The 25,569-nt window shown below is 28.2% G+C and carries 27 protein-coding genes, 3 tRNA genes and 1 riboswitch; of the genes, 27 read left to right on the forward strand and 3 right to left on the reverse strand.

All coding sequences use genetic code 11. From position 1 onward, the window contains the following. On the reverse strand, positions 1-596 hold a 596-nt coding region (locus I6E31_09400), incomplete at its 3' end, for a hypothetical protein (GenBank protein MCF2640181.1). Between the two features lie 186 nt (positions 597-782). Here I6E31_09400 and I6E31_09405 point away from each other — a divergent pair. The 9 genes from I6E31_09405 to queF all read left to right on the forward strand — a co-directional run bounded on the left by I6E31_09405 (position 783) and on the right by queF (position 6,599). Further along, positions 783-2,147, forward strand: a complete 1,365-nt coding sequence (locus I6E31_09405) for an MATE family efflux transporter (protein ID MCF2640182.1) — start codon at positions 783-785, stop codon at positions 2,145-2,147. Between the two features lie 209 nt (positions 2,148-2,356). Beyond that, on the forward strand, positions 2,357-2,878 hold the full coding sequence (locus tag I6E31_09410; GenBank protein MCF2640183.1) for a translation initiation factor IF-3: 522 nt from the start codon (positions 2,357-2,359) through the stop codon (positions 2,876-2,878). 43 nt (positions 2,879-2,921) lie between these two features. After that, the gene (gene rpmI, locus I6E31_09415) at positions 2,922-3,128 is read left to right on the forward strand and encodes a 50S ribosomal protein L35 (GenBank protein ID MCF2640184.1); all 207 of its coding nucleotides are present in this window, start codon (positions 2,922-2,924) and stop codon (positions 3,126-3,128) included. 47 nt (positions 3,129-3,175) lie between these two features. Beyond that, the gene (gene rplT / locus I6E31_09420; protein ID MCF2640185.1) at positions 3,176-3,526 is read left to right on the forward strand and encodes a 50S ribosomal protein L20; all 351 of its coding nucleotides are present in this window, start codon (positions 3,176-3,178) and stop codon (positions 3,524-3,526) included. Positions 3,527-3,741: 215 nt separating this feature from the next. Then, positions 3,742-4,167 carry a 6-carboxytetrahydropterin synthase QueD gene (gene queD / locus I6E31_09425; GenBank protein MCF2640186.1) on the forward strand — a complete coding sequence of 142 codons (426 nt, stop codon included), beginning with the start codon at positions 3,742-3,744 and terminating at the stop codon, positions 4,165-4,167. 1 nt (position 4,168) lies between these two features. Continuing rightward, on the forward strand, positions 4,169-4,837 hold the full coding sequence (gene queE, locus I6E31_09430; GenBank protein ID MCF2640187.1) for a putative 7-carboxy-7-deazaguanine synthase QueE: 669 nt from the start codon (positions 4,169-4,171) through the stop codon (positions 4,835-4,837). Between the two features lie 2 nt (positions 4,838-4,839). Then, a complete protein-coding gene (gene folE / locus I6E31_09435; protein ID MCF2640188.1) occupies positions 4,840-5,412 on the forward strand; it encodes a GTP cyclohydrolase I FolE in 573 nt (190 codons plus the stop codon). Between the two features lie 8 nt (positions 5,413-5,420). Further along, positions 5,421-6,116, forward strand: a complete 696-nt coding sequence (gene queC, locus I6E31_09440; GenBank protein MCF2640189.1) for a 7-cyano-7-deazaguanine synthase QueC — start codon at positions 5,421-5,423, stop codon at positions 6,114-6,116. Then, complete coding sequence (gene queF, locus I6E31_09445) at positions 6,117-6,599, forward strand: NADPH-dependent 7-cyano-7-deazaguanine reductase QueF (GenBank protein MCF2640190.1); 483 nt, start codon at positions 6,117-6,119, stop codon at positions 6,597-6,599. 26 nt (positions 6,600-6,625) lie between these two features. On the opposite strand, the gene I6E31_09450 is transcribed toward queF, so the two are convergent. After that, positions 6,626-7,189, reverse strand: a complete 564-nt coding sequence (locus tag I6E31_09450) for a 3'-5' exonuclease (GenBank protein MCF2640191.1) — start codon at positions 7,187-7,189, stop codon at positions 6,626-6,628. Positions 7,190-7,246: 57 nt separating this feature from the next. Continuing rightward, positions 7,247-8,482 carry a serine/threonine transporter SstT gene (sstT, locus tag I6E31_09455; GenBank protein MCF2640192.1) on the reverse strand — a complete coding sequence of 412 codons (1,236 nt, stop codon included), beginning with the start codon at positions 8,480-8,482 and terminating at the stop codon, positions 7,247-7,249. Between the two features lie 190 nt (positions 8,483-8,672). Between sstT and I6E31_09460 the strand changes: the two genes are divergently transcribed. From I6E31_09460 to I6E31_09545, 18 genes are all read left to right on the forward strand, one after another. Continuing rightward, positions 8,673-9,017, forward strand: a complete 345-nt coding sequence (locus tag I6E31_09460) for a BMC domain-containing protein (GenBank protein MCF2640193.1) — start codon at positions 8,673-8,675, stop codon at positions 9,015-9,017. Between the two features lie 5 nt (positions 9,018-9,022). Further along, on the forward strand, positions 9,023-9,445 hold the full coding sequence (eutP, locus tag I6E31_09465; protein ID MCF2640194.1) for a EutP/PduV family microcompartment system protein: 423 nt from the start codon (positions 9,023-9,025) through the stop codon (positions 9,443-9,445). 154 nt (positions 9,446-9,599) lie between these two features. Continuing rightward, entirely contained in the window at positions 9,600-10,514 is a 915-nt protein-coding gene (gene glsA, locus I6E31_09470; protein ID MCF2640195.1) for a glutaminase A, read from the forward strand. 65 nt (positions 10,515-10,579) lie between these two features. Beyond that, positions 10,580-10,679: riboswitch (TPP riboswitch) on the forward strand. Positions 10,680-10,721: 42 nt separating this feature from the next. After that, entirely contained in the window at positions 10,722-11,330 is a 609-nt protein-coding gene (locus I6E31_09475; GenBank protein ID MCF2640196.1) for a thiamine-binding protein, read from the forward strand. A gap of 15 nt (positions 11,331-11,345) precedes the next feature. Then, on the forward strand, positions 11,346-11,933 hold the full coding sequence (locus I6E31_09480) for an ECF transporter S component (GenBank protein MCF2640197.1): 588 nt from the start codon (positions 11,346-11,348) through the stop codon (positions 11,931-11,933). 3 nt (positions 11,934-11,936) lie between these two features. Then, positions 11,937-13,346 (forward strand): ABC transporter ATP-binding protein, encoded by a 1,410-nt coding sequence (locus tag I6E31_09485; protein MCF2640198.1) that lies wholly within the window; start codon positions 11,937-11,939, stop codon positions 13,344-13,346. Between the two features lie 2 nt (positions 13,347-13,348). Continuing rightward, the gene (locus tag I6E31_09490; protein ID MCF2640199.1) at positions 13,349-14,038 is read left to right on the forward strand and encodes an energy-coupling factor transporter transmembrane protein EcfT; all 690 of its coding nucleotides are present in this window, start codon (positions 13,349-13,351) and stop codon (positions 14,036-14,038) included. Between the two features lie 67 nt (positions 14,039-14,105). Further along, positions 14,106-14,189, forward strand: a tRNA-Ser gene (locus I6E31_09495). A gap of 8 nt (positions 14,190-14,197) precedes the next feature. Beyond that, a tRNA-Ser gene (locus I6E31_09500) sits at positions 14,198-14,288 on the forward strand. Between the two features lie 46 nt (positions 14,289-14,334). After that, positions 14,335-14,411, forward strand: a tRNA-Arg gene (locus tag I6E31_09505). Between the two features lie 177 nt (positions 14,412-14,588). Continuing rightward, on the forward strand, positions 14,589-15,893 hold the full coding sequence (locus tag I6E31_09510; GenBank protein ID MCF2640200.1) for a histidine kinase: 1,305 nt from the start codon (positions 14,589-14,591) through the stop codon (positions 15,891-15,893). Continuing rightward, complete coding sequence (locus I6E31_09515; GenBank protein ID MCF2640201.1) at positions 15,868-16,668, forward strand: response regulator; 801 nt, start codon at positions 15,868-15,870, stop codon at positions 16,666-16,668. The genes I6E31_09510 and I6E31_09515 overlap by 26 nt, the downstream gene beginning before the upstream one ends. Before the next feature lie 123 nt (positions 16,669-16,791). Then, the gene (gene nhaC / locus I6E31_09520; protein MCF2640202.1) at positions 16,792-18,309 is read left to right on the forward strand and encodes a Na+/H+ antiporter NhaC; all 1,518 of its coding nucleotides are present in this window, start codon (positions 16,792-16,794) and stop codon (positions 18,307-18,309) included. A gap of 26 nt (positions 18,310-18,335) precedes the next feature. Next, on the forward strand, positions 18,336-18,752 hold the full coding sequence (locus I6E31_09525) for a hypothetical protein (protein MCF2640203.1): 417 nt from the start codon (positions 18,336-18,338) through the stop codon (positions 18,750-18,752). A gap of 288 nt (positions 18,753-19,040) precedes the next feature. Then, on the forward strand, positions 19,041-20,180 hold the full coding sequence (locus I6E31_09530; GenBank protein MCF2640204.1) for a WYL domain-containing protein: 1,140 nt from the start codon (positions 19,041-19,043) through the stop codon (positions 20,178-20,180). Between the two features lie 270 nt (positions 20,181-20,450). Continuing rightward, positions 20,451-21,608, forward strand: coding sequence for an MBL fold metallo-hydrolase (locus tag I6E31_09535; GenBank protein MCF2640205.1), 1,158 nt, complete (start codon positions 20,451-20,453; stop codon positions 21,606-21,608). A 15-nt stretch (positions 21,609-21,623) separates the two neighbouring features. Then, a complete protein-coding gene (locus I6E31_09540; protein MCF2640206.1) occupies positions 21,624-22,805 on the forward strand; it encodes a hypothetical protein in 1,182 nt (393 codons plus the stop codon). After that, positions 22,805-25,513 (forward strand): Hsp70 family protein, encoded by a 2,709-nt coding sequence (locus I6E31_09545; GenBank protein ID MCF2640207.1) that lies wholly within the window; start codon positions 22,805-22,807, stop codon positions 25,511-25,513. The genes I6E31_09540 and I6E31_09545 overlap by 1 nt, the downstream gene beginning before the upstream one ends. The last annotated feature ends 56 nt before the right edge of the window (positions 25,514-25,569 follow it).

Here is a 25,569-nt window from a genome sequence, read left to right on the forward strand (position 1 = left end):
CGAAAATCACTGGAGTTACTTGAAAATTTATTTGTTTTTTCCACCAACACTATTTGACAAAGAGCCATAACTCCTGCAAAAGAGAGAATAAATAGAGGACGTCTGGTATCTCCAGCAGCTCTTAAAATTGAGGCACCGAAGTTATAAAGCATATTTGCAGGCATTCCTAAAAAATATATTTGCATATATAGAGATGAAAGGTTAATAATCTCTTCAGGAGTTTTCATCATACGGAGCAAAGGCTTAGTTAAAAAAAGTCCAATAAAAAGCATAATAATTCCTGATATTATTGCAGTAGCAATAGAGGTATGCACACTTTCTTGTACACTTTTTTTATCTTTTGATCCATAGTTTTTAGCTACAACAACTCCAGCTCCCATAGATAATCCAATAACTAGATTTAGAAGAAGATTTATTAGAGAGCTTGTAGATCCAACTGCTGCAAGGGCTTCTTCACCAGCAAACTTACCAACTACTACAGTATCAGCAGCATTAAAAAGAAGTTGTAAAGCTTCAGAAAATATTAAGGGGATAGCAAAAATAACTATCTGTTTAAAAAGAGGTCCATTACACATATCTACTTCATATTTTTTCATAAAATCACCATATTATAAGAATATATATATTATTATATTGTATATTGCTCCATTTTTTCAAGAAAATAATAATTAAGAATTTTATTTCTCAAAATTGTAAAATATGTTATACTTTAATTGAATTGTAAAAGTAAAATATAGATGAAAAGGAGGAAATTTAAAGAGAAATTTTCTTTAAAAAAATATATGAAACTATCAAATAATTTAGGAAAAGATTCAGTTTTAGGTTTAGTATTTAAATTAGCAATACCAACAATGTTAGCTCAATTAGTAAATTTACTGTATAGTATAGTAGATAGAATGTATATAGGGCATATTCCAGAGATTGGTGGACTTGCATTAGCAGGAGTTGGAGTGTGTGGACCTATTGTAACTTTTCTTTCATCTTTTGGAACTCTTGTTGGACTTGGTGGGTCAATAATTATGTCTATAAAAATGGGGGAGAGGAGATTTAAAAAGGCTAGATTTGTACTAGCCAATAGTTTTTTGGCTCTTTCAGTAATCTCAATAACTTTAACTATAATATTTTTATTGTTAAAGGATAAATTAATAATGATGTTTGGTGCTAGTACAGTAACTTTTCCTTATGCAAATACCTATTTAACAATTTATACTCTAGGAAGTTTTTTTGCTTTAATGGCAATAGGATTAAACTTTTTTATAACTTGCCAAGGGTTTGCAATGATAGGAATGCTAACTGTTATAATTGGAGCATTAGTAAATATTTTACTAGATACAGTTTTTATTTTTGGTTTAGAAATGGGAGTTGCCGGAGCAGCTTGGGCAACAGTAATTGCTCAAATTACATCTTTTGCCTTTGCTTTTAGATTTTTAACAAGTAAAAAAATAAAAATTCCTATTACATTTAAAGGATATTCATTTGAAATCGTTCAAGATATAATAAAATTTGGATTTTCACCATTTTTTATCTTAACAACTGATAGTATTATTTTAATAGCTTTAAATGCTATGTTACAAAAATATGGTGGAATAACTCAAGGAGATCTATTAGTATCTGGAGCAACTATAATTCAAAGTTATCTATTACTTATTACAGGTCCACTTATTGGACTTTCAGGAGGAACACAACCACTTTTAAGTTTTAACTATGGTGCAAGACAGATTGAAAGAGTAAAAAAGGCAGAGAAATATATAGTTATTTTTGCTTTGGTGTTAACAACTACAATGTTTATATTAACACCGTTTATATCACCATATTTTATCTCACTATTTACTGATGAAGTAAATTTAGCAGAGGTAGCAAGATGGGGAATAAAAGCAAGTGTATGGGGAATAATTCCTCTATCTTTCCAATATTGTTTTGTAGATGGATTTACTGCTGTTGGAAGAATAAAAACAGCCTTCTCTCTATCTATGTTTAGAAAGATGATATATATGGGAAGTACTTTCTTTTTACCAGCTATCTTTGAGGCAAGATCAGCTTTTTATGCTCAACCAGTAAGTGATATTTTGGGAGCAATAGCTTCAACAACAGTTTTTTACTTTATTTTTAATAAACATTTAGAAAGAAGAAAAAAGGTATTACAATAAAAAGTCCTTGACTTTATTGAATATTATGATATAATAAATAGGTAATTAAATAAGTTGGATAAAGTAGAAACGCCTGTTTCTCACCTTATGGGTTATGGCTTGCATAAGGTTGATAAAATTTTAATAGAGTACGAGATTATTAATCCTCTATTTTTAAAATTTGTGTAATAACAGGGCGTATATTGTCCTGTTTTTTTATTGTGTAACTGATGGAGGTGTTGAATATTTCTGACAAAATTAGAATCAACGAAAAAATAAAAGGAAGAGAATTTAGAATTATCTCTTCAACAGGTGAACAATTAGGAGTTATGTCTGCAAATGAAGCATTAGAGCTAGCAAGACAAGAGGACCTAGACTTAGTTGAGATAGCTGCAACTGCAAAACCACCTGTATGTAAAATAATGGATTTTGGAAAATACAGATATGAACAAACTAGAAAGGCTAAAGAAGCTAAGAAAAATCAAAAGCAAGTAGTAGTTAAAGAAGTAAAAGTAACAGCAAGAATTGATACTCACGATTTAGAAACTAAAGTTGGACAAATCGAAAAATTCTTAGCAAAAGAAAATAAAGTAAAAGTTACTTTAGTTCTATTTGGAAGGGAAAAGATGCATGCTACACTTGGAGTAGATACATTAGATGAGATAGCTGAAAAGTTTGCTGAAACAGCTGAAGTAGATAAAAAATATAATGAAAAACAAAAATACATACTATTAACACCTAAGAAAAGTTAATAAGTTAAATAAATATTTATAGATTTGAGAGGAGGGTATTATTATGCCAAAAATGAAGACTCATAGAGGAGCAAGAAAAAGAATAAAAGTTACAGGAACAGGAAAATTTATCGTTAAACACTCAGGAAAAAGCCATATCTTAACTAAGAAAGATAGAAAAAGAAAAAATAACCTTAAAAAAGATTTAGTTGTTAGCGAAACTTTAAAAAGACATATGCAAGGATTACTTCCATATGGAGTTGGAAGATAATAACCAATCAATTTCAAATTTTTGTGAATTATAATTAGGAGGAAAAAATGAGAGTTAAGACTGGAATAGTTAGAAGAAGAAAACATAAAAAAGTTTTAAGAGCAGCAAAAGGATTCAGAGGTGCATCTGGTGACGTTATAAAACAAGCTAAACAAGCTACAATGAGAGCAGCAGCTTATTCAACAAGAGATAGAAAAGTAACTAAGAGAAGAATGAGATCTCTATGGATCATCAGAATCAATACAGCAGCTAGATTAAATGGATTAACATATTCAACTTTAATGAACGGATTAAAGAAAGCTGGAATCGTATTAGATAGAAAAGTTTTAGCAGATATCGCTTTAAACAATGCAGCTGAATTTGCAAAATTAGCTGAAACTGCAAAAAACGCATTATAATTAGGTAAGAAAGAACTCATATAATTGAGTTCTTTTTTTCTTGACATAAATATTTATAGATGTTAGAATTAGAAAAAAAATAGAAGAAAAGACAGTTCATTTGTACCATCCTGTCTATAAACAAAACTAGGGCTATTTTTTTATTGCAATTTTTTGGATAAATTGAGAAAGATAGACTAGGTGGAGTCTGTCTTTTTTTATTTAAGGAGAAAATTATGTATACATTAATAAGTGAAGCAAGTTTTGATAGTGCACATTTTTTAGCTCAATATGAGGGAAAGTGTAGAAATATTCATGGACATCGTTGGACTATAAAAGTAGAAATTTATGGAGAAGAGCTTCAAGAGAGTGGAAGTTGTAGAGGAATGTTAGTAGATTTTGGAGATTTGAAAAAATATTTAAAAGAATTAGCAGATTATTATGATCATGCTCTTATTATTGAGAAAGATAGTATGAGAGAACTTACTTTAAATGTTTTAAAAGAGGATGGATTTAGAATAATTGAAGTGGAGTTTAGACCCACTGCTGAAAATTTTGCTAAATATTTTTATAATTATTTTAAAGATAAAGGATTTTTAGTAAAAAATATATTTGTATATGAAACTCCAAATAATTGTGCTACATATAGCGAGATGATATAGGATGTTTAATTATAAAGTTGTAGAAATTTTTGAAAGTATCAATGGAGAGGGAAAAAAGGCAGGGCAATTGGCACTGTTTATAAGATTTCAAAAATGTAACTTAAATTGTAGTTACTGTGATACTAAATGGGCTAATAGTGATACTTCACCATATACTCTTATGAGTTTAGAGGAGTTATATAATAAAGTTATAGAGAGTGGAATAAAAAATATAACTATTACAGGGGGAGAACCTCTGCTGCAAGAAAATATTGGAGAGTTTTTAAAAAAGTTAAGTAAAAATTTAGAATTAAATGTTGAGATAGAGACAAATGGAAGTGTAAATTTGAAAAGATTTAGTGAGATTAAAAATCCACCATCTTTTACAATGGATTATAAACTTCCTAGTAGCAATATGGAAAAATATATGGATCTTGATAATTTTCAATATTTAACTGAGAAAGACACAGTAAAATTTGTAGTTGGAGATATTGATGATTTGGAAAAGGCTAGAGAGATTATTGAAAAATATTTTCTTGTGGGAAAATGTGCTGTATATATAAGTCCAGTATTTGGAAAAATAGAGTTTTCATCAATAGTAGATTTTATGAAAAAGTACAAGATGAATGGAGTAAATATGCAACTTCAAATACATAAAATAATCTGGGATCCAGAAGCAAAAGGGGTGTAAAAATGGATATAGAAGCAATTAAACACCATATAAAAGGCTTGCTGATAGCTTTAGGAGAGGATCCAGAAAGAGAAGGATTAAAGGAAACTCCAACTAGAGTAGCTAAGATGTATGAGGAGATATTTGAAGGGATAAATTATAGTAATGATGAGATAGCAGAGATGTTTAATAAAACTTTTGAAGAGGATATATTAACTGATAATGATAATATTGTAGTAGTTAGAGATATAGATATTTTTAGCTGTTGTGAACACCATTTAGCTTTGATGTATGATATGAGTGTAACAGTAGCCTATCTACCTAAAGGAAAGGTAATAGGACTAAGTAAGATAGCTAGGATATGTGATATGGTAAGCAAAAGATTACAACTTCAAGAGAGAATAGGAAAAGATATAGCTTATATAATGAAGAAAGTAACAAACTCTGAAGATATAGCAATTTTAATAAAGGGAAAACATAGTTGTATGACAATGAGGGGAATAAAGAAAAATAATAGTATTACAGAAACTGCAATATTTGAAGGGAAATTTAAAGATAATTTTATGTTACAAAATAAGTTATACAATAGAATATAGGAGGAAAAATGAGAGCTTTAGTTTTATTAAGTGGTGGAATAGATAGTACTACCTGTTTAGCTATGGCAATAGATAGATATGGAAAGGAAAATGTTGTTGCTTTAAGTGCTTTATATGGGCAAAAACATACTAAAGAGTTAAAAGCAGCTAGAGATATAGCTAATTACTATAATATTGAACTTATAGAGATTGATTTAGTAAAAATATTTGCATATAGTAACTGTTCTTTACTTTCTCATTCTAAAGATGAGATTCCACATAGTAGTTATGCTGAGCAATTAGAAGAGACAAAAGGGGAAACAGTTTCTACATATGTTCCTTTTAGAAATGGATTATTTTTATCCACAGCAGCAAGTATAGCACTTTCAAAAGATTGTGATTTAATATTATATGGAGCTCACAGTGATGATGCAGCAGGAAGTGCATACCCAGATTGTAGCAAGGAATTTAATGATGCTATAAATTTAGCTATATATGAAGGAAGTGGAAAGAAATTAAAAGTTGAGGCTCCTTTTGTAAATCTTCATAAAAAGGATATAGTAAAAAAAGGTCTTGAATTAAAAGTACCATATGAATTAACTTGGAGTTGTTATGAGGGAAAAGAGTATTCATGTGGTGAGTGTGGAACTTGTATAGATAGAGAAAAAGCTTTTGAATTAAATGGTGCAGTAGATCCATTAGTAAAAATAAGAGAGGGAAGATAGATGAGAGAATTAGATAATTTAACACTTTTAGGAAATCAAGGGGTAAAATATCCACAAGATTATGCTCCAGAACTTTTAGAAACTTTTGATAATAAGCATCCAGAAAATGATTATTTTGTAAAATTTAATTGTCCAGAGTTTACAAGTTTATGTCCAATCACAGGGCAACCAGATTTTGCAAATATAGTTATATCTTATGTGCCAAATATTAAAATGGTAGAGAGTAAATCTTTGAAGCTATATCTTTTTAGTTTTAGAAATCATGGAGATTTTCATGAAGATTGTATCAATATAATAATGAAAGATCTTATAAAATTAATGGATCCTAAATATATAGAAGTTTGGGGAAAATTTACTCCAAGAGGTGGAATTTCAATTGACCCATATTGTAACTATGGAAAAAAAGGAACTAAGTGGGAAGAGGTAGCTTTTAATCGTATGGCTAACCATGATTTATATCCTGAAAAAGTAGATAATAGATAATAAAAATAGAAGAGAGCAATTCTCTTCTATTTTTTCATTAAAAGCATTAGTTCTTTTGTTAATTTTTTTGTAGCTTTAACATCTTCTAAAGAATCATGATTAATTAAAGGAATATTAAAATAATCACACCAAGTTTTTAATTTATTATTATCTAACACAGGAAGTTTATTTAAAAGTTGTAAAGGTGCAATCATATATAGAGGATCCAAACTAATACCTTGAACATAGCTAAAGAAAAAATTATTTCCATTTCTTTTAAAAAATCTATATACAACATCTTTATCAAAATTTATATTGTATCCAGCTAATATAAATTTATCATTTTTATCATACTTATCAATATATTTATTCAAGATAGATATAAATTTTTGAAAAACAATCTCTTCATCTTCAAAAGTTTCAATCTCTTCTCTAGTTCTGTTTTGAATAGCTAATGCTTCATCTGTAACCTCAGAATTTGGAAAAGGTTTAACATAGAAGTTAAAAACTTCAGCCTCATTTTTTCCAATTTGAACTATACCTGAAAGTTGAATAAGAGCAGAGTTTTGTGATAAACCACCAGTTTCTGTATCTATAAAAAGAATTTTCATAGTAGTCTCCTTAAAAATCAGTTTTTTTATATTATATCACAAAACCCTTTAAAAAGATTAAGCTCTTTCTACAACAATTGCTTTACCCTCTTTTCTCCAGTTAGCAAACTCAGCAACACAAGTAAATAAAACGTCAGTAGATGAGTTTAAAGCAGTTTCGCAAGAATCTTGAATAACTCCAATAATAAATCCAACTCCAACTACTTGCATAGCTATATCATTAGGGATACCAAATAAGCTACAAGCTAGAGGGACAAGAAGTAGAGATCCACCAGCAACTCCAGATGCTCCACAAGCACTAATTGCTGATAGAACACTAAGTAAAAGAGCTGAGAAAATATCAACATGGATATTTAAAGTGTGAGCAGCACTAAGAGCAAATATTGAAATAGTGATAGCAGCTCCACCCATATTAATTGTAGCTCCTAATGGAATAGAAACAGAGTAAACTTCTTTATCAAGTCCTAAACTTTCACATAGATTCATATTTACTGGAATATTAGCAGCTGAACTTCTAGTAAAAAAAGCAGTAAGTCCACTATCTTTAAGACATCTCATAATTAGAGGATAAGGATTTTGTCTAATATAGAAGTAAGTAACTATTGGATTGATAACGAAAGTAACAAATCCCATACAACCTAAAAGAAGTAAAATTAATTTTCCATAGATAAGTAAACTTGCAAAACCACTAGTACGTAGTGAGTTAAAAATCAATCCCATTATTCCAAATGGAGCAAATTCTATAATAGTTTTAACAGTTTTTAAAATAACATCTGAAACGTCTAAAACTATTTTTTTAGTATTTTCAGAACTTTCTCTTAAAAAGAATCCAAATAATGCACTCCAAAATAAGATTCCAATATAGTTACCTTGTAAAAGAGCTTTTACTGGATTTTCAACAAGGTTCATAAATAGAGCTTTTAATACACCAGCAATATTTTCAGGTGGAGCTATGCTACTTTCTCCAGCTTTTAAAATAAGATCTACTGGGAAAAGGAAAGATCCAGCTACTGCAACACTAGCTGCAAGAAAAGTTCCTAAAAGATATAAAAATATAATTAATTTCATATTTGATTTTTGACCTTTTTTATGTTGTAAAACTGCTGCCATTACTAACACAAAAACTAATATAGGTGCAATCGCTTTTAAAGCTCCAACAAAAAGATCTCCTAATATTATAATACCACTTGCTTTTTCAGGTGCAACTAAAACTAATATAATTCCAACTATAAGACCAATTATTATTCTTTTAATAAGGCTTATTTTTATCCAATTTTCGTATAAATTTTTCATTTAATTTTCATCTCCTGTGTCTTTAAAATGTAAACATATGTTTTTGTATAGAAAACAATATATCACAAAGTAAAATTTTATGCAACTATTTTTTATAAAAAACTTAAAAAATTTTTAAAATTCTGAATGACAATAATTTGACTTTTTATATTAATATAATAAAATAAAGTATAATAAGGTGGTGGTAAATATGGAAGAAAAAAATAGAATAATACAAGAATATGTTCCCGGGAAACAAGTCACACTTGCACATTTAATTGCACATCCTAACAAAGAATTATGTAAAAAAGTTGGATTAAATTCTGAAGTGACAAAAGCAATAGGAATTTTAACATTAACTCCTGGTGAAACAGCTATAATAGCTGGAGATGTGGCAACAAAAGCTGGAAATGTAGAGATAGGATTTTTAGATAGGTTTACAGGAACATTAGTTATTAATGGAGATGTTTCTAGTGTAGAGAATTCATTAAAAAGTGTGTTAAGCTTTTTAGAAAATACTCTTCAATTCTCAGTATCTAAATTTACAAGGTCTTGATAGTTATGAAAGTTATGTTATTAGGAAAAATAGGGTGTGGTAAGACTACATTGACACAGAGATTAAATGAGCAAGATGTCGTTTATGCAAAGACACAAGCAGTCTCTTATGAGAATAATATAATCGATACTCCAGGAGAATATATTGAAAACAAATTCTTTTTTAGAGCTTTATTAGTAACAGCAGCAGAGGCAGAGAAAATTATATTTGTTCAAAGTGCAGATGATGAAGGTAATTTCTTTCCACCTAACTTTAAATCGATATTTTTAGGAAAAGACGTAATAGGGGTAATTACTAAGATAGATAAAGTTAGTGATTGTAGTAGAGCTGAGGAGATATTAAAAGAATCTGGAGTAGAGGAAATATTTTATATTTCAAAAACAGATAATGAAGGATTGGAAAAATTAAAAGAGAGATTAAAAGTTTAAAAAGGTTGTTGCAGATTGATAGTTTAGATTATCAATTTGAGCAACCTTTTTTATTCTTTAAAAGCAAAAAAAATAGAAGTTATCTATTGACAATATATGAAGAATAAGTTTATGATTATAATAGAATAATAAAGCTAGTAAGGAGAGATATTTTATGAAAGAGCTACTTGATAAGTTAATAGAGAAGAATATTCCAGAAACAAAATTAGGTACAGTTGCAAATTATATACCAGAACTAGATAAAGCTAGAAAAGATGCTTTAGGTATCTATATCATAGACAATGAAGGAAATGAATATTTTTCAGGAGATTATGATATAAAATTTACAATTCAAAGTATATCAAAAATAGTAGCTCTGATGCTGGCAATCCTTGATAATGGAGAAGAGTATGTATTTTCAAAAGTGGGAATGGAGCCTACTGGAGATCCATTTAATTCCATCACTAAATTAGAAACTTCAGGGGAGAAAAAGCCTTATAATCCTCTTATAAATGCAGGAGCAATAGCTATTTCTTCAATGATAAAGGGAAAGGATGCTAGAGATAAATTTCAAAGATTATTGGAGTTTTTTAGAAAAATATCTGAAGATGAAACTCTTGATGTAAATTATAAGATCTATTGTGGGGAATCAGAAACAGGAAATAGAAATAGAGCAATGGGATATTTTCTAAAAGGAGATGGAATAATAGAGGGAAATGTAGAGGATGCTTTAGATGTTTATTTTAAACAATGTTCTATTGAGGTAACTGCAAAAACATTAGCAAGAATGGGGCTTTTTTTAGCTAATAATGGAAAATTAAGCACAGGAGAAGAGGTAATAAACCAAAGAATAGCTACTATTGTAAAAACTTTAATGGTGACTTGTGGAATGTATGATAGTTCTGGAGAGTTTGCAGTGAGAGCAGGAATACCTTCAAAAAGTGGTGTAGGTGGAGGAATTCTTTCAGTAGTACCAGGAAAAATGGGAATAGGAGTATATGGACCTTCGTTGGATAAGAAAGGAAATTCAATAGCAGGAGTGACACTGTTGGAAGATCTTTCAAATGAATTAAACTTAACAATTTTTTAGTAAAAGATAAATTTTTTATAGACAGAAAAAGTTAATAGTGATATTATAATAAAGTTGATAAATTGAAAAAATTACTGGGGTGCAATAGCTGAGATAGGTATTTTACCTGAACCCAAAGGACTTGATTCGGATAATGCCGACGAAAGGAGTAATAATTAAGAAAGACTTTTTATGCCTCCTTTTGTGAAATTAAAAGGAGGTTTTTTTATGGGATTAAAAGATTGTTTATGGTGTATTGGAGGAGCTAGTAAAGGAGTTTCAGGATGTAGATTTTCTCTATATCCAATGGCAGATAATTTTGTAGAAATAATTTTAGGAGCTCTTTCAAAAACTGATATGTCAAAAGTTTGGAAAGCAACAGACAAACTAAGTACTTGTGTCAGAGGAAAAAGAGTACATGTTTTTGACAGTGTAAAGGGATTATTTATAAATGCTTACAGAGAAAATGTTCATATGGCATTGGAAGCAACTTTTTCAAAAGGGTGTCCTGGAGATACTGATGCAGATTCTTTTATGGAAGTAGATGATATAAAATTAAATGAAAATTTAATTAAAGATCAAAAATTCAATGTTGTAAGTAAAATATCATTCTATCCTATGGGAGAAAATGACTATATGGAGCATATAGCTCATGCAGTTATGAAAGCTAAAGAAAATGGGGTATTTTCAAAAAGTTCTCACTATGTTTCTATTCTTGAAGGAGATGTACATGATGTATTTAAAACTTTAGAAGATATATTTGAATATGGTGAAGCTAATCTATCACACTATATTTTACAAGTAACAATATCAGTAAATAGTCCAACAAAGGAATAGAATTAGGAGGAAAAAATGTTTAATTGGAAGTTAAAAGATGTAATAATGGTATGTTTATTTTCAGTAATATTTTCATTTATATATTTAGGAGCAGTATATTTAGCTAACTTTATAGCTACAATTTTAGCTCCATTGGGATTAGCTCCATTTGCCTATGAAATATTATTTGGAGTATGGTTTATGGCAGCAACTTTTGTTCCATATATAGTTCAAAGATCAGGAGTAGCTATTATAGCAGAAGTTTTATCAGCAGTAATTGAAGTTATTATGGGTAATATGTTTGGACCAATAGTTATATTATCAGGAATAATTCAAGGGGCAGGACCTGAAATTATTTTTGCTAAAGATAAGTATAAAAACTATACTATGAAAAATATGTGTTTAGCTGCATTTGCTGCATGTGTAACTAGTTTCATATGGGGATTTGTAAGAGGTGGATTTGTAAAATACTCAGCTACAATGTTAGTGGGAATGTTTGTTGTAAGAGCTATTAGTTCAATTATTTTTGCAGGGATAATCTGTAAAATAGCAGCAGATAAATTAGCAAAAACAGGTGCTTTAAGTAGTTATACATTAGGAAATCAAAATAGTATGGAAGATTAATCTATGAAAAAAGTTTTAAGTTGTGAAGATATAGAATTTAAATATCAGATAAATTCTAAAAACAATATAATTGATGGGTTTTCTTATGATTTTTTAGAGGGAAAAGTCTATCTTATCTCTGGGTTTTCAGGTTGTGGAAAAAGTACGTTAGCATATATTTTATCAGGGCTTTATCCTGAACATAAAGGGGTAATGTCAAAAGGTAAGGTATTGCTTTTAAATAGAGATATGTCAGAATACTTACCAAATGAGAGAGTAAAAGATATTATGATGATGTTTCAAAATTCTGATGCTCAATTTTGTATGGAAAAAGTAAAGGATGAGATTATTTTTTGTCTTGAGAATATAGAGTGTCCAGTTGAAAAGATGGATGAGTTAGTAGATAGAGTATTAACTGAGATGGATATTTTATATTTAAAAGATAGAAATCTTTCTTCATTGTCAGGGGGAGAAAAGCAAAAAGTTGCATTAGCAATTATTTTAGCTATCTCTCCTAAGATAATTATATTGGATGAACCATTTGCTAATGTAGATTATGAAAGTAGCCAAGAGATAATAAAAAAATTAAAAAGATTAAATGAAGAGAGTAAAACTACAATTATAGCCATAGATCATAGAATTAGTTTATGGAAAGATATAGATTATGAGTTTTTATATTTAGGAAAAGGTTGTAAATTTTTAGATGATACTTCATATTTTGAACTTGAAGATAGTGAGGAAATTAAAGAAAACAGAGAGAGTCTAAAAGATAAAGAAGTTGTGTTAGAATTAGAAAATATTTCAATAGGGTATGGAGAGAAAAATTTATTGGAAAACTGTTCTTTAATAGCTAAAGAAGGAGAAATTATCTCTTTAATTGGTAAAAGTGGAGCAGGTAAAAGTTCTCTTTTATTGAATATTGCTAGATTAACAAAGATAAAAAATGGAACTATTAAATTTTTAGGTAAAGATATAAAAAAATGGAAAACAAAGGAGATATTGAAAAATATAGGAATAGTTTTTCAAAATCCTCAAAATCAATTTATTACTTATAAAGTAATAGATGAATTGATTTTTAGTATGAAGCAAAATGAAAAAGATGAGAAAAAATTATTAGAAAAAGCTGAAGAGTTATTGAAACAATTTAATCTTTATGAGTATAGAAATTATTCTCCTTTTTCTTTGAGCCAAGGACAACAAAGAAAAGTGGCAGTACTATCTATGTTAGCAGGAGATCAAAAGATACTTTTATGTGATGAACCAACTTATGGACAGGATAATAGAACAAGTAGAGAGATAATGGAGTTTTTAAAGAAAAGGGCTAATGAGGGATTGACGATAATAATTGTATCTCATGATAGAAACTTAGTGTATGAATATTCAGACTCTATTTATGAAGTTACTGAAGAAAAAGAGTTAAGGAGAGTGAGATAAAAATGTTAAAATTAAACCCTGCTTATAAGGGATTAACACTATTTTTAATCTCTTTAATACTCTCTTTTGAGTACAATTATTATTTTAACTTTGGAATTTTTCTAGTTATGATTTTGTTGATGTTAATTAATAAAGTTAGTATAAAAAAGATAATTCTGGCTTTTTTACCAGTTATATTTTTAGCAGTGGGGGTATTTTTTACAGGCTTTCTACATAGTGGTGAAAGTACAGATGTAACCTCTCTTACTAAGATAGTAGTTGTAATAGGAGATGCTGAAACTGGAATGCAACTAGCAATGAGAATAATGGCTTTTGCTAGTATCGGTTTATTTTTTGTATTTACAACAGATCCTAGATTATTTATTTTAAGCTTAAATCAACAATTTAAACTACCAAGAAACTTTGCTTATGGAATATTAGCTGCATATAGTTTTATTCCTATTGTTAAGCAAGAGTATCAAAATATGAGATTTGCATATAGAGCAAGAGGAGTTGAAAAAAATATTTTTATGCTTCCTATGCTTGTAACAGCTGTAAGATCATCTGAAAGTATAGCGATGGCTATGGAATCAAAGGGATTTAATTCAAGAGGAAATAGAAGTGAATACATAAAATTAAGTGTGAGTATTTGGGATTATATAACTCTTGTTGTAGGGACTTTAATTGTTTTAGTAGGAACAATTATTTTCTGATTTGAGTAAAAAAGTGAAAATTCCTTGTTGACAAAAAAGATGAGGTATGATATTATATTTAATGCGTGGAAGGTTATCCTAATTGGTAAGGAACCGGTCTTGAAAACCGGCGTCGCAAGACTTCAGAGTTCGAATCTCTGATCTTCCGCCAGATATGATGGTGAAGTGGCAGAGTGGCCTAATGCACTCCCCTGCTAAGGGAGAGTACCTATAAACGGTACCGAGAGTTCAAATCTCTCCTTCACCGCCATTTGATAATAATAGGTAGGTTAACTACCTTTTTTTTATATAAAATTGCACCTATAGCTCAATTGGATAGAGCGTCTGACTACGGATCAGAAGGTTAGGGGTTCGATTCCTCTTAGGTGCGCCATTTGGCTAAATTAAATATTTTAAGAATAGATAGTCGTTTCAAATTAATGAAACGACTTTTTTGTTTTTATGATATACTATATTCAAATAAAATAATTTTATTAGAACACTCTTAAAAATATAAAAAAACAATAAAAAATTAAATTTAGAAAAAATAGTTAGTTAAGAGGTGGATGTTATGAAGGAGACATATTTACAAAGTTATCTTATTGAGAATTATATATTTATTGCAATGGTAATTGGTACATTTTTTGTAGCCTCTATGAAGTCAGCAGTAGATAGATTTTTAAAAAGGCAACTTGTTATTAATATGTCTCTTCTTTTAATTCTATCAATAATAGAATTTTACTTAGATTATCATAAAAATCAAGTTTTAATAGGAAAAAATTTTATAATATTAAAATTGATTTATTATTCATTAAAACCTTTGATTATGGGGATAGTAGTAAGTGTAATGAAGCCTAAAAATAAACTTATTTATATTCCAGCAATCTTAAACTTTCTATTTTATTGTAGTTTAATTTTAAATAATAGGTTATTTTCTTTTGATATTTTAAATAGTTTTGGAAGTGAACTTTGGAAATATGGTTATATTGTTACTAATTGGATATATTGGATTATTTTGCTCTTTGTATTAGATTTAAAATTTTATAGAAATACAAAAGTAAATCCTCTTTCAGCTTTTTTTGCTATACTGTGGTTGATGAGTGCAAACATTATAGATGCCATAGGGGGAAAAATAGGAATAATGAACCATACTTATGCTGTAATTTTTTTATTTTACTATCTTGTAGTACATGTACAAATCTCTCAACAAATAAATGAGGAGAAGGAGATAAAATTAAAAGAGCAAAGAATGTCCTTGATGCTTTCACAGATACAACCTCATTTTCTTTATAATACATTGAATACTATAACAGCTCTTTGTAGAATAAATCCAAAATTAGCAGAGGAAACAACAATAAAATTTTCTAAATACTTGAGAGAAAATATGCATAATATGGGCAAAAATGATACTCAGCTTTTTTCTAAAGAATTGGAACATACAAATATATATCTTGATATAGAAAAACTAAGATTTGGTGACAGAGTAAAAGTTGAATATGATATAAAAACAGATGATTTTAACATGCCAACCCTTACTCTGCAACCAATAGTAGAGAATGCAGTAAAACATGGAATTTGTAATAAAGTTGAAGGTGGAACTATAAAGATTTCTACAGAGAAAAAAGGAAAAGATCATATAATAACAATTTCAGATAATGGAATAGGATTTGAGATGGGAAAAGCATTAAATGATGGTAGAACCCATGTGGGAATACAAAATGTAAAGGAGAGATTGAAAACTATTGTTGATGCAGAGCTTGAAATTACAAGTTTTATAGGGATAGGAACAGTTGTAAAGATTATTATTCCTGGAAAGAAAAAATATATGAGATTGGAGAGTGGAAAAAGACGTGAAATACTTAGTATTGGACGATGAGGTACTTGCAGGAGAATATTTAGCAACATTAATAAAAGAAGTTGATGAAAAAGCAAAAGTAATAGTAATAAATAATCCTATTAAAGCTTTAGAGATTATTAAAGAATCTTTTGATGTATGTTTTATTGATATACAGATGCCAGGATTAAATGGGATAGAGTTTGCAAATGAACTTAAAAAATTACATTCAAAAATTAATATAATATTTGTAACAGGATATTCAAACTATATGGGTGAAGCTTTTAAATTAGATGCAAGTGATTATATTATGAAACCAGCAAATGTAGAGCAAATACAACATGCACTTGAAAATCTTAGATATTCTGTATCTGAAAATATATCCCCAGAGAAAGAGAAAAGAATACAGATAACTTGTTTCGGAAATTTTGAAGTACTTATAGATGGAAATCCTGTAAAATTTAAATTTGAAAAAACTAAGGAACTACTAGCATATCTTGTTCATAGAAAGGGAGCAAGGTGCAGTTCAAAGGAAGTTATTGCAAATTTATGGGAAGATGATGGGCATGATTCTTATTACAGAATGCTAAAAAAAGATTTACAAGATGTTTTAAATAGCTTAGGATGTGGAAATATAATATATAGTGAAAGAGGAAAAATTGGACTTGCAAATTTACAGTGTATTCAGTGTGATTATTTTAAATGGATTGAAAATGCAGAAGAGGGAAGAAAATTGTATCATGGAGAGTATATGGAACAATATTCATGGGGTAGTGAAACTAATGCTTTTTTAGATATGGATAAATACAAAGAATAAGAAATTAGAAAAAAATGTTTGAAAAAAATAAAAATATTTCTAATCATTGACACTTCTTTGACGGAGTAGGTGATATAGTAAAAATGTAATTATATAAATTATATTTTTAGGGGGGTATTTTTAATGAGTGAAAGTAGCAAGGTTAGATTACCTAATAAGGTAGAGGCTATAATTCCAATTGTTTTTCTTTTAACAGTGATGATTACAAACTATGCTTTAGGGTGGGGACTTGATCCACATATTCCTGTAACTCTTTCATGTGGAGTTGCTATGATTATTGGAAAATTATGCGGATATGATTACAAGGATATGCTTGCAGCAGGACTTGAAGCTGTTAACCAATCTTTAGAAGCAATAATTATAATTCTTCTTGTAGGATGTTTAATAGGATCATTTACAGCATGTGGAACTATTCCAGCAGTTGTATATTATGGATTAAAACTTCTTACACCAGCTATATTTCTTCCTTTTGTAACAATTCTTTGTGCAGTTGTTGGAATTGCTCTTGGATCGGCTTGGACTGTAACAGCAACACTTGGAATTGCATTTATGGCAATAGGAACAACAATGGGATTGAATCCAGCACTTATAGCAGGAGCTATTCTTTCTGGAGCATGTTGTGGAGATAAATTTTCACCACTTTCTGACTCAACAAATCTAGCTGCTGGTTCTGCACAAACAGGACTTTTTGATCATGTGGCAGCTATGGTAACTACAACTTTTCCTAGTTTAGTTATAGCTGTAATTTTATATACATTCTTCTCACTTTCAAAAGTGGGAACATATGATCCTTCATTAGCAACTGAGTTATCAAGTGCAATATTAGATCATTATACATATATGAGTCCAATTCTACTTATTCCTATTTTACTGATAGTAGTAGTAGCAGTAATAAAAATGCCAGCTATTCCTTCAGTAGTTTTACTTTCATTACTTGGATGTATATTTGCTATAATATTCCAAGGAACTGGAATTGCTGATTGTATTAAGATACTTCATTATGGTTATGAAGCTGAATCTAGTAATGCTCTATTTTATAAACTTGTAAATAGAGGTGGAATGGATAGCATGCTTTGGACTAATAACCTTGTAATTGTTGCTGTTGCATTTGGTGGAATACTTCAAAAAATAGGTTCAGTAGAGTCATTACTTGGTGGATTAATAAAGAAAGTAAAAACTCCATTCCAATTAGTTCTTGTTACAATTGCAACTGGGGTATTCTGTATTACAACTATGTGTGACCAATATTTAGGATTGATAATTCCAGCATCAATGTATAAAGATAATTATGATGAGATGGGACTTGGTAGAAATATGCTTTCAAGAACTCTTGAAGATGGTGGAACTTTATGGTCACCACTTGTTCCGTGGTCATCATGTGGAGCATACCATGCAGCAGTACTTGGAGTACCAACACTTGCATACCTACCATATTGCTTTATGAATATAATAAATCCTATCTATGCTATTGTTACTTTAAGTTGGGGTGGAAATATTCTATATGCTGATGGATCAAGAACAAACTTATTTGGTAAATTAAAGAAAGGTCGTGGACCTGCTCAAGCTCCAGAAAAAGCATATGAAAAAGCTATGAAAGCTCTTGCTAAAATAAGAAATTCTGAAGGAGTAAAAGCATTATAAATATTAAGATTTTAAAGTGAGGAAATATGATGGAATATTATGGAATTATGCCAGAACGAAAATTATGGGTGAAAGTTGCAGTTATAATATTTGCTATCTACACTATTTATAGCTCAATTGCAAATCGCAATCTATTTTATTTACCCTTTGGAGTTATTATGATTTTTGCAACTTTTTCAAATAGAAAACATATAATTTCACAAGAGGGAGTAGATATTCTTTATACTATTTGTGGGGCTCAATTTCATAATAGATGGAGTTGGAATGAGATAGAGAATATTCATACTGATTCAATTACTTCAAAACTAAATGTAGAACTACATTTTGGAAAGGGTATGATAGGAAGAAGATTTATTCTATCAAAAGAGGATAGTGAAAAGGTACTAGCTCTTGCTAAAAAAATAAATTCTAAGATCTATATTTCTGAAATAAAAAAGAGATAATATTTTAAAAGGGATTGATTTCTATAAATTAGAGATCAATCCCTTTTACTTTATATTAGAAAATATAAAGTATATTTTTTAAAATTATATAATAATAAAATGTTAAATTGCATTATAAATAATACTTTTATTTTAAATAAATTATTAAAAATAAAAGATATTAGTATTGTTAATAAAATGAAATTATTAAATATATTTTAATATAAAAAAGTAGTATAATAAAAGAGTAGAATTAGAATAGAATTATTTTTATATAATTTATTATGAATAAAAAGGAGCATAGAGAAAATGTTAATTACTGAAAACTTTAATGTTAAAGTGGATATTAAAATAAATGATATTTTAGAATCAGATAAGATAAATTTTAATATTTCAACAAAAAATGAGATGATAAATAGAATAGTTTCATACTATTTAAAATTTGAAATTACAGGGATAGAAGAGGAAATTAAGAAAAGTTTAAAAAATAGGATAGGAAGTATTAAAACTAAATTAGAGATTGCAAATATTATTGAGATTATATATGAATTAAAAAAAGCTGAAGTAACCAAAGAAAAAGAGTATTTCCAATTAAATTTTAGATTAAATAAAGATACATTTAAAGACTATGAAGATTATATTTTAGATCTTGAAGAAGAAAAAATAAATATTACTAAATTTTTTAGAGAGATATTTGAATGGTATTGTAATAAAAAGCAGTATGAAAGAGAAAAAATTCTTTATTATAAAACAATTGAAAGTATAGAAAAGCAACTTTTAGAAAAAAATTTAAGAAAGAGAAGTTTAAAAATAAATATAAAAACTTTAGAAAATAAACCAGTAGAAATAGTTCCACTAGGAATAGTTACTTCTAAAAATGAAAATTACTCATATTTATTAGGATATAGTGAAATAACAGATAAGGTAACATTAAAAGAAACAGGAAAATTTGCAATATTTCCAACTAGAATTTCTAATATAATAAATTTAAAAGAGGGAAAGAGATTTGAAATAGTAGATGATGAAAAAATAGATAACCCTTCTTTATATCTAGTAGGAAAAAGTACCATAGCAAAAGCAAATGAGATGATAAATAATAGAGTTGTAAGCTATGGAGAAGAGAATAAAATAAAATTAGCATTAACTTCAGAGGGAAAAAAGAGATTAGAGATTATTCTTCATAATAGACCTTTTAATTTAAATAAAATTTGTAATTTAAATGAAGCTGGATGCAAAGTTAAAGAAGATGATGAGAGAGCAGTTATATATGAAAAACAAATATGTGAAGGAGAAGAGAAACATATATATACTTTTAACAGTACATATTTTGCAGTTAAAGCATATTTTCTTTCTTTTGGAAAAGAATGCACAATATTAGAGCCAGAAAAATTAAGAGATGAATTTAAAGAACATTATCTTCAAGCAATTGAAAATTATAATAAAAATTAAAGTAAAAGATATACTATAATATTAAAAAATGTAAAATTGCATTATTTTTTTATAGTAATATATTAAATAATATAGTCAAGTAGTTATAAAAAGTAGTTTTTATTTTTTATAGATACTTGATTTTTTTATATAAAAATATATGATAAAATTTTTGTATGAAACATAAGAAAAAAAGAGTGGTTTTACTATTAAAGCAAAAAAAGTAAAAATTACAACTGTAATTGGTAAATTGTAATGATATAAAATTGTTGTCCAAAGGGGGGAGAAAAAATGTCAGATAAATTTATAAGTTTAGGTGGAGGAAATGAGATAGGAGCATCATGCTATTATCTTCATTGTAATGGAAATAATTTTATTTTTGATGCAGGGATGAGATATGAAAATAAAAGAAGATACCCTAGTTTTAGTGAGCTATCTAAGTTAGAAGAGATAGATACATTAAATGATATAGATTGTATATTTTTATCTCATGCACACTATGATCACAATGGAGGACTACCTTTATTAGTATCTAAACTTTCTACAAATAAAGAGATTATTTGCAGTGAATATACTAAAAAGTTTTCAGAAATACAGTTGAACATTTTAAAAAAACATAGTGGAATACCTAACTATTCATTATATGAAGATATTTGTGTAGATAGAGCCACAGGAATGTTAACCTCATATCCACTTGAAAAAAGAATAGATAAAAAAAACTATTCATTTACACTGTATAAAAGTGGTCATATTCCTGGAGCTGTAATGACACTACTTGAAGTAAATGGAAAGAAAATTCTTTATACAGGAGATTTTTCAGATAGGGATTTTCCTTTAGTTGAAAAATATTCCCTGCCAAAGATTGAAGATTTAGATCTATTAATAGTAAATAGTACAAGTGCTTTTAAAAAAGATGATACTTGGGAAACAACATGGGGAAATGGAGAGAGCAGGGTTATAAACTTAATAAAAAGAATATTTCTATATAACCATTTAAATATAGAGATAAACCAAGTAAGTAATGGATTAGAATTAGCAATTCTAATAAATAATGAGTTAGAAAAAACTGACTTTAAAAGACTTGGAATAACTATATTTGTAGATGAACCAATAGCTAAAATGTTGAAAATAGTTGAGGAAAAAGAGGGGAAAAAATTTGAATATATAGAGATTTTTAATGAAAAGAATAGCTTAAAAAACAATGGTATCTATATAACATTGAAAAAAAGCACAAGATTAGATAAAGTTAGTAAACTGCATTTAAACTATTCTTTACATGAAACATATGATGGAATAAAGGAGTTGATTTTAAAACTTAAACCTAAAAAAACTTTGATAACTCACTATCAGGGAAAAGAAAATAAAGAGGATATTTTAATAAAGGAGTTGAAAAAAGAGGGATATGAGAATTGTGAATATGTAATTAATGAGAAAGAGTATATATATTAAAGAGGAGGAAGATGGATGTTAAAATTTGGAGAAAATATTAAAAATGTAATAACGACTGATTTAGAAAAAAATGGCTTAACAAATGGTAAAGAGATACAAAATTGGATAACAAATAAATATCTGACTCTTGTAATAGAGTTATCATCATTAAGTGATTCAAGAGTACAAGGAATTTTAAATAAGAATTTTAATGATGAAGAGTTAAAATTATATTCTAAGAATTATTTAGATAGAGAAATGGTAAATGGGTTTGAAAGAGAGCAAGTACGTAGAATTTCTCAAAAGACAGGAGTAAATAATGACGAGAGAAAGAGCGAATATAAAAGAAGAGTAAAAGAATTAACAGAGTTAGTTTTAAAGATGATAGATGGAGATATAGAAGCTTATAAAGAGTTTTTAAAAAAATATGAAGAGTATGCATTTGATAAAGAAGAGATAAAAAATAAGGGAATGCAAAAATTTATTCCAATGGGAATTATGATATCACTTAGTAGAAATCAAGAAAACCCTTTAAATTTAAAGAATATAGATAAAATGAATTTAAAAAATTTAAATTATATTACAGCTAGACATATGGTATCAAATATAAGATATGAAGTTGGATGTTTGCTTGGACTTAGAAAAAGAAGAAAAGATACAACAGAGCTAATTGATAGTTTTAAGCAGATAGTAGAAGATAGTGCAGAGGTTGAAGAAGAAGTTGAAGAGAGCTTAGAAAGTATAAAACTAGAGAGAGATCAATATAAAAGTAGTTTAAAACTTATTCAAAAAAGTTTAGATGAACTTTCAGAAAAACTAAAAGAGGAAACTCAAAATATAGCTTCAGAACAGATAAGAGACTTTTTTGTATCTTTAAACTCAGCTAAATATGGAAATTTTCTAGATAAGATACCACTTACAGAGGAGTTATTAAAAGATATAAGAAAAAATGATAAAGATTTTGATATTCCTCAAGAAGTCAAAAGAGTTTTAATATTTATAAAATCAGTAATTAAATTTATAAAAGATCAAGGGATAACACCTATGCAAGAGATCAACAGAGTTTTTGAAGGAACAGCTGAAGATATAGCAGAAATGGACTATGTAGGGGAAGAGTTCATAGATGATGAAGTAAAAAAATTAAGGGTAATTGCCCCTGGTTATAAATATAAAGATCTAATAATTTCTATTCCAAAAGTTGAAGAGGTGGATGAGTAATGGAAAATAAATTATATTTTGGTATTGATTTAGGAACAACAAACTCAGCGATATGCTATGGATATTTAGATGGAGAAGATAAATTAAGAACTCAAATTTGTAAAACAAATAGAAGAGGAAAAGAAGGAGGGACAGAGTCAAAAAAGACTCTTCCTTCAGTAGTTTATTATAAAGTAGATAATAAAACAAAGGAGATTCATGAAATAGTTGGAGATTTTGCTAAAAACCAATATGGGAAAAAATATGGTAGTGTTATAAAATCAGCAAAAAATTTTATGGGGGAAACAACTCCAATAGCTTTAGATGAAAAAATTGGAAGTAAACTTCCTGAAGAGGTTTCTGCTTCAATTTTAAAACATTTAGTGTTAGGTACAAAAGATAAACTTACTTTATCTGATATACCTAAAAATGTAATAATAACTATTCCAGCTTCTTTTGATTCAGATCAATGTAATGCTACATTGAAAGCTGCAGAATTAGCTGGATTAGATGTAAAAGATGAAAATGGAAACTATAAAAAAGATATGCTACTTTATGAAACTAAAGCTGTTATCTATAATATTTCTAATATGGTTTCTTTAGGAGAGATTCCTAAAAATGTCATAGATTTTTCTACAAAGAAAAATGTTATGGTATTTGATTTAGGTGGGGGGACACTAGATGTAGCTCTATATGAGGTATGTAATAGTGAAAAAATGAACTTTCCAATAATTGATGAATTAGCAGTTGGAAGATATACAAGAATAGGAGGAGATGATTTTGATCAGCTTTTAGCTAAAGATTTAGTTAAGAAATTTTTAGATTATACAGGAATGAGTTCTAGTGAGGTAAATATTCCTGAACTTACTCAAATAATGGAGAGTAGAGCTGAGTATTTAAAATTAGAATTAAGTGATAAAGTATTTGATAGTAAATTTGCAGGAGGAAAAATTTCAGATGATGAAGAGTTTGAAATTTCTGAGATGGATATCTATAAAGGAGCAGAATTTGAAGCTTATTTAAGAAAAAGAGAGATTGAAACTGTATTATCTCCTTTAATGGGAAATCATTTGAAAAAAGAGGATATTAAAAGAATAGATAATTTAACTTCAGAAAAAGATGTAAATAATATTATTTATCCTATTCTAGATGTTCTAGCTAAAGCTAAAGATAATGGTTATTCAACAGATGTTGATGCTATTATCTTAAATGGAGGAATGACAAAGTTCTATTTAATTAAAGATAGAATAGAGAAGTTCTTTGGAATAACTCCAATAACTGTTAATGATCCTGATTTAGCTGTGGCAAAAGGAGCATCATTCTATCAATATTGTTTAGAGAAATTAGGAATAAATAGTATTAGGGAGAGAGAACAAGAGAAAGAAAAGGAAAAAGTTGTAACTAAAACTCCAAAAAAATCAACTTTACTACAATTAGGAACAGTAATTGTAAATGATGATATTAATCTTGGTTTAGAAAAAGGGTATGTACGTAAACTTGTAAAAGCTGGAACTAAATTACCTACTGGAGATATAGAATTAGATTCATTCCAACTTCCAGTTGGAACAAATGAGATAGAATTACCTATATATCTTGGAAGAGGAAAAACTACAAATTTACCAAATAGAAAAATAGCCAATAGAGTAATTAATTTAAAGAAAAGTTATCCACCAGGAACTGTTGTAACACTAGTAGTTAATGTAGATGAAAATAAAGTAGTTACTTTAAGTGGATATGTGGGAAATGATAAAGAAGAGAAGATAGAAGTTACAATAGACACAGGAGACTCTAATAAAACTAAAGAAAAATCAACAAAAATAGGTACTACTAACTATGATAATGTAAATCCAGCTGTAGAAATAGAAACATTAAGAGTTAATACTGAGATATTGGAAACTGTTAAAAGACAACATAAGGGAGCAGGAGCTATGCACCCACAATTAAAACAAAAACAAACTAATGCTAAATTTAAAATCTCAGAAACAGTATCTATAATTAAAGGTTGTAACAATAAAGAGGCTTTTGAAAAACTTTTACTTGAAAAATTAAACTCTTTAGATAACTCTAAAATATTTAGAGGAATATTATTTGATTTAGGAGCAAATATATTTCCTCATATGAGTAAACAAGGACAAGAAATTTTTATGAGAGCTTGTAGAGGTGCAATTAATACTAATGCAATGATGAATAACTTAAATAAAGATACTATAACTAAAGCTATTATAGCAATAGGAGAGATAGGTGATTATTCAAGTATTCCTACTTTTGAAAAATTGATAAGTGATCCTTGTGCAAGAAACTATATAGTAAATATAGTGAGAACTCTTGGAAAATTAGCTCCAGATAATGAGATATTAGCTAAGAGATTTATGGATATCTCTATTGATAATGTCGAAATTGATCCATATATATATGCTGTTGGAAAAAGCTTTAGTAGAAAATTCTCTGGACGTACTGATAGTGAAGTGAAAAAAATAGTAGAAAAATTAATGAAAATATTAAAGCTAGAGAAACAAAATAAGGATATGGCATTACTTGCTATTGGAGAGATTTGTAATACTCTTGATGATGTCCAATTTAAATTAGATGAAAAATTTATAGAAAAAGTAGGGAAAGAGTTAGCTCTTTACAAAAGAAATTGTACAGAAGAAACTCATCGTGATAGAGCAGAATTAGTAGTTAATGTTGTACTTGGATTAAAATTAACACCAGAAGAAGAGAGAATGTGAAAAAAAGTCTGTAAATTAAAATAATAAATGCTTTAAATAGCTTTCTATGATAAAAT

Origin of the sequence: Fusobacterium varium (assembly GCA_021531615.1) — a bacterium.
Classification (GTDB): domain Bacteria; phylum Fusobacteriota; class Fusobacteriia; order Fusobacteriales; family Fusobacteriaceae; genus Fusobacterium_A; species Fusobacterium_A varium_C.

Excerpts from the sequence above, each read along its gene's own strand:
- I6E31_09405 (MCF2640182.1), top strand. The coding sequence starts at position 783 with ATGAAACTATCAAATAATTTAGGAAAAGATTCAGTTTTAGGTTTAGTA.
- I6E31_09410 (MCF2640183.1), top strand. The coding sequence starts at position 2,357 with ATGGAGGTGTTGAATATTTCTGACAAAATTAGAATCAACGAAAAAATA.
- rpmI (MCF2640184.1), top strand. The coding sequence starts at position 2,922 with ATGCCAAAAATGAAGACTCATAGAGGAGCAAGAAAAAGAATAAAAGTT.
- rplT (MCF2640185.1), top strand. The coding sequence starts at position 3,176 with ATGAGAGTTAAGACTGGAATAGTTAGAAGAAGAAAACATAAAAAAGTT.
- queD (MCF2640186.1), top strand. The coding sequence starts at position 3,742 with ATGTATACATTAATAAGTGAAGCAAGTTTTGATAGTGCACATTTTTTA.
- queE (MCF2640187.1), top strand. The coding sequence starts at position 4,169 with ATGTTTAATTATAAAGTTGTAGAAATTTTTGAAAGTATCAATGGAGAG.
- folE (MCF2640188.1), top strand. The coding sequence starts at position 4,840 with ATGGATATAGAAGCAATTAAACACCATATAAAAGGCTTGCTGATAGCT.
- queC (MCF2640189.1), top strand. The coding sequence starts at position 5,421 with ATGAGAGCTTTAGTTTTATTAAGTGGTGGAATAGATAGTACTACCTGT.
- queF (MCF2640190.1), top strand. The coding sequence starts at position 6,117 with ATGAGAGAATTAGATAATTTAACACTTTTAGGAAATCAAGGGGTAAAA.
- I6E31_09450 (MCF2640191.1), bottom strand. The coding sequence starts at position 7,189 with ATGAAAATTCTTTTTATAGATACAGAAACTGGTGGTTTATCACAAAAC.
- sstT (MCF2640192.1), bottom strand. The coding sequence starts at position 8,482 with ATGAAAAATTTATACGAAAATTGGATAAAAATAAGCCTTATTAAAAGA.
- I6E31_09460 (MCF2640193.1), top strand. The coding sequence starts at position 8,673 with ATGGAAGAAAAAAATAGAATAATACAAGAATATGTTCCCGGGAAACAA.
- eutP (MCF2640194.1), top strand. The coding sequence starts at position 9,023 with ATGAAAGTTATGTTATTAGGAAAAATAGGGTGTGGTAAGACTACATTG.
- glsA (MCF2640195.1), top strand. The coding sequence starts at position 9,600 with ATGAAAGAGCTACTTGATAAGTTAATAGAGAAGAATATTCCAGAAACA.
- I6E31_09475 (MCF2640196.1), top strand. The coding sequence starts at position 10,722 with ATGGGATTAAAAGATTGTTTATGGTGTATTGGAGGAGCTAGTAAAGGA.
- I6E31_09480 (MCF2640197.1), top strand. The coding sequence starts at position 11,346 with ATGTTTAATTGGAAGTTAAAAGATGTAATAATGGTATGTTTATTTTCA.
- I6E31_09485 (MCF2640198.1), top strand. The coding sequence starts at position 11,937 with ATGAAAAAAGTTTTAAGTTGTGAAGATATAGAATTTAAATATCAGATA.
- I6E31_09490 (MCF2640199.1), top strand. The coding sequence starts at position 13,349 with ATGTTAAAATTAAACCCTGCTTATAAGGGATTAACACTATTTTTAATC.
- I6E31_09510 (MCF2640200.1), top strand. The coding sequence starts at position 14,589 with ATGAAGGAGACATATTTACAAAGTTATCTTATTGAGAATTATATATTT.
- nhaC (MCF2640202.1), top strand. The coding sequence starts at position 16,792 with ATGAGTGAAAGTAGCAAGGTTAGATTACCTAATAAGGTAGAGGCTATA.
- I6E31_09525 (MCF2640203.1), top strand. The coding sequence starts at position 18,336 with ATGATGGAATATTATGGAATTATGCCAGAACGAAAATTATGGGTGAAA.
- I6E31_09530 (MCF2640204.1), top strand. The coding sequence starts at position 19,041 with ATGTTAATTACTGAAAACTTTAATGTTAAAGTGGATATTAAAATAAAT.
- I6E31_09535 (MCF2640205.1), top strand. The coding sequence starts at position 20,451 with ATGTCAGATAAATTTATAAGTTTAGGTGGAGGAAATGAGATAGGAGCA.
- I6E31_09540 (MCF2640206.1), top strand. The coding sequence starts at position 21,624 with ATGTTAAAATTTGGAGAAAATATTAAAAATGTAATAACGACTGATTTA.
- I6E31_09545 (MCF2640207.1), top strand. The coding sequence starts at position 22,805 with ATGGAAAATAAATTATATTTTGGTATTGATTTAGGAACAACAAACTCA.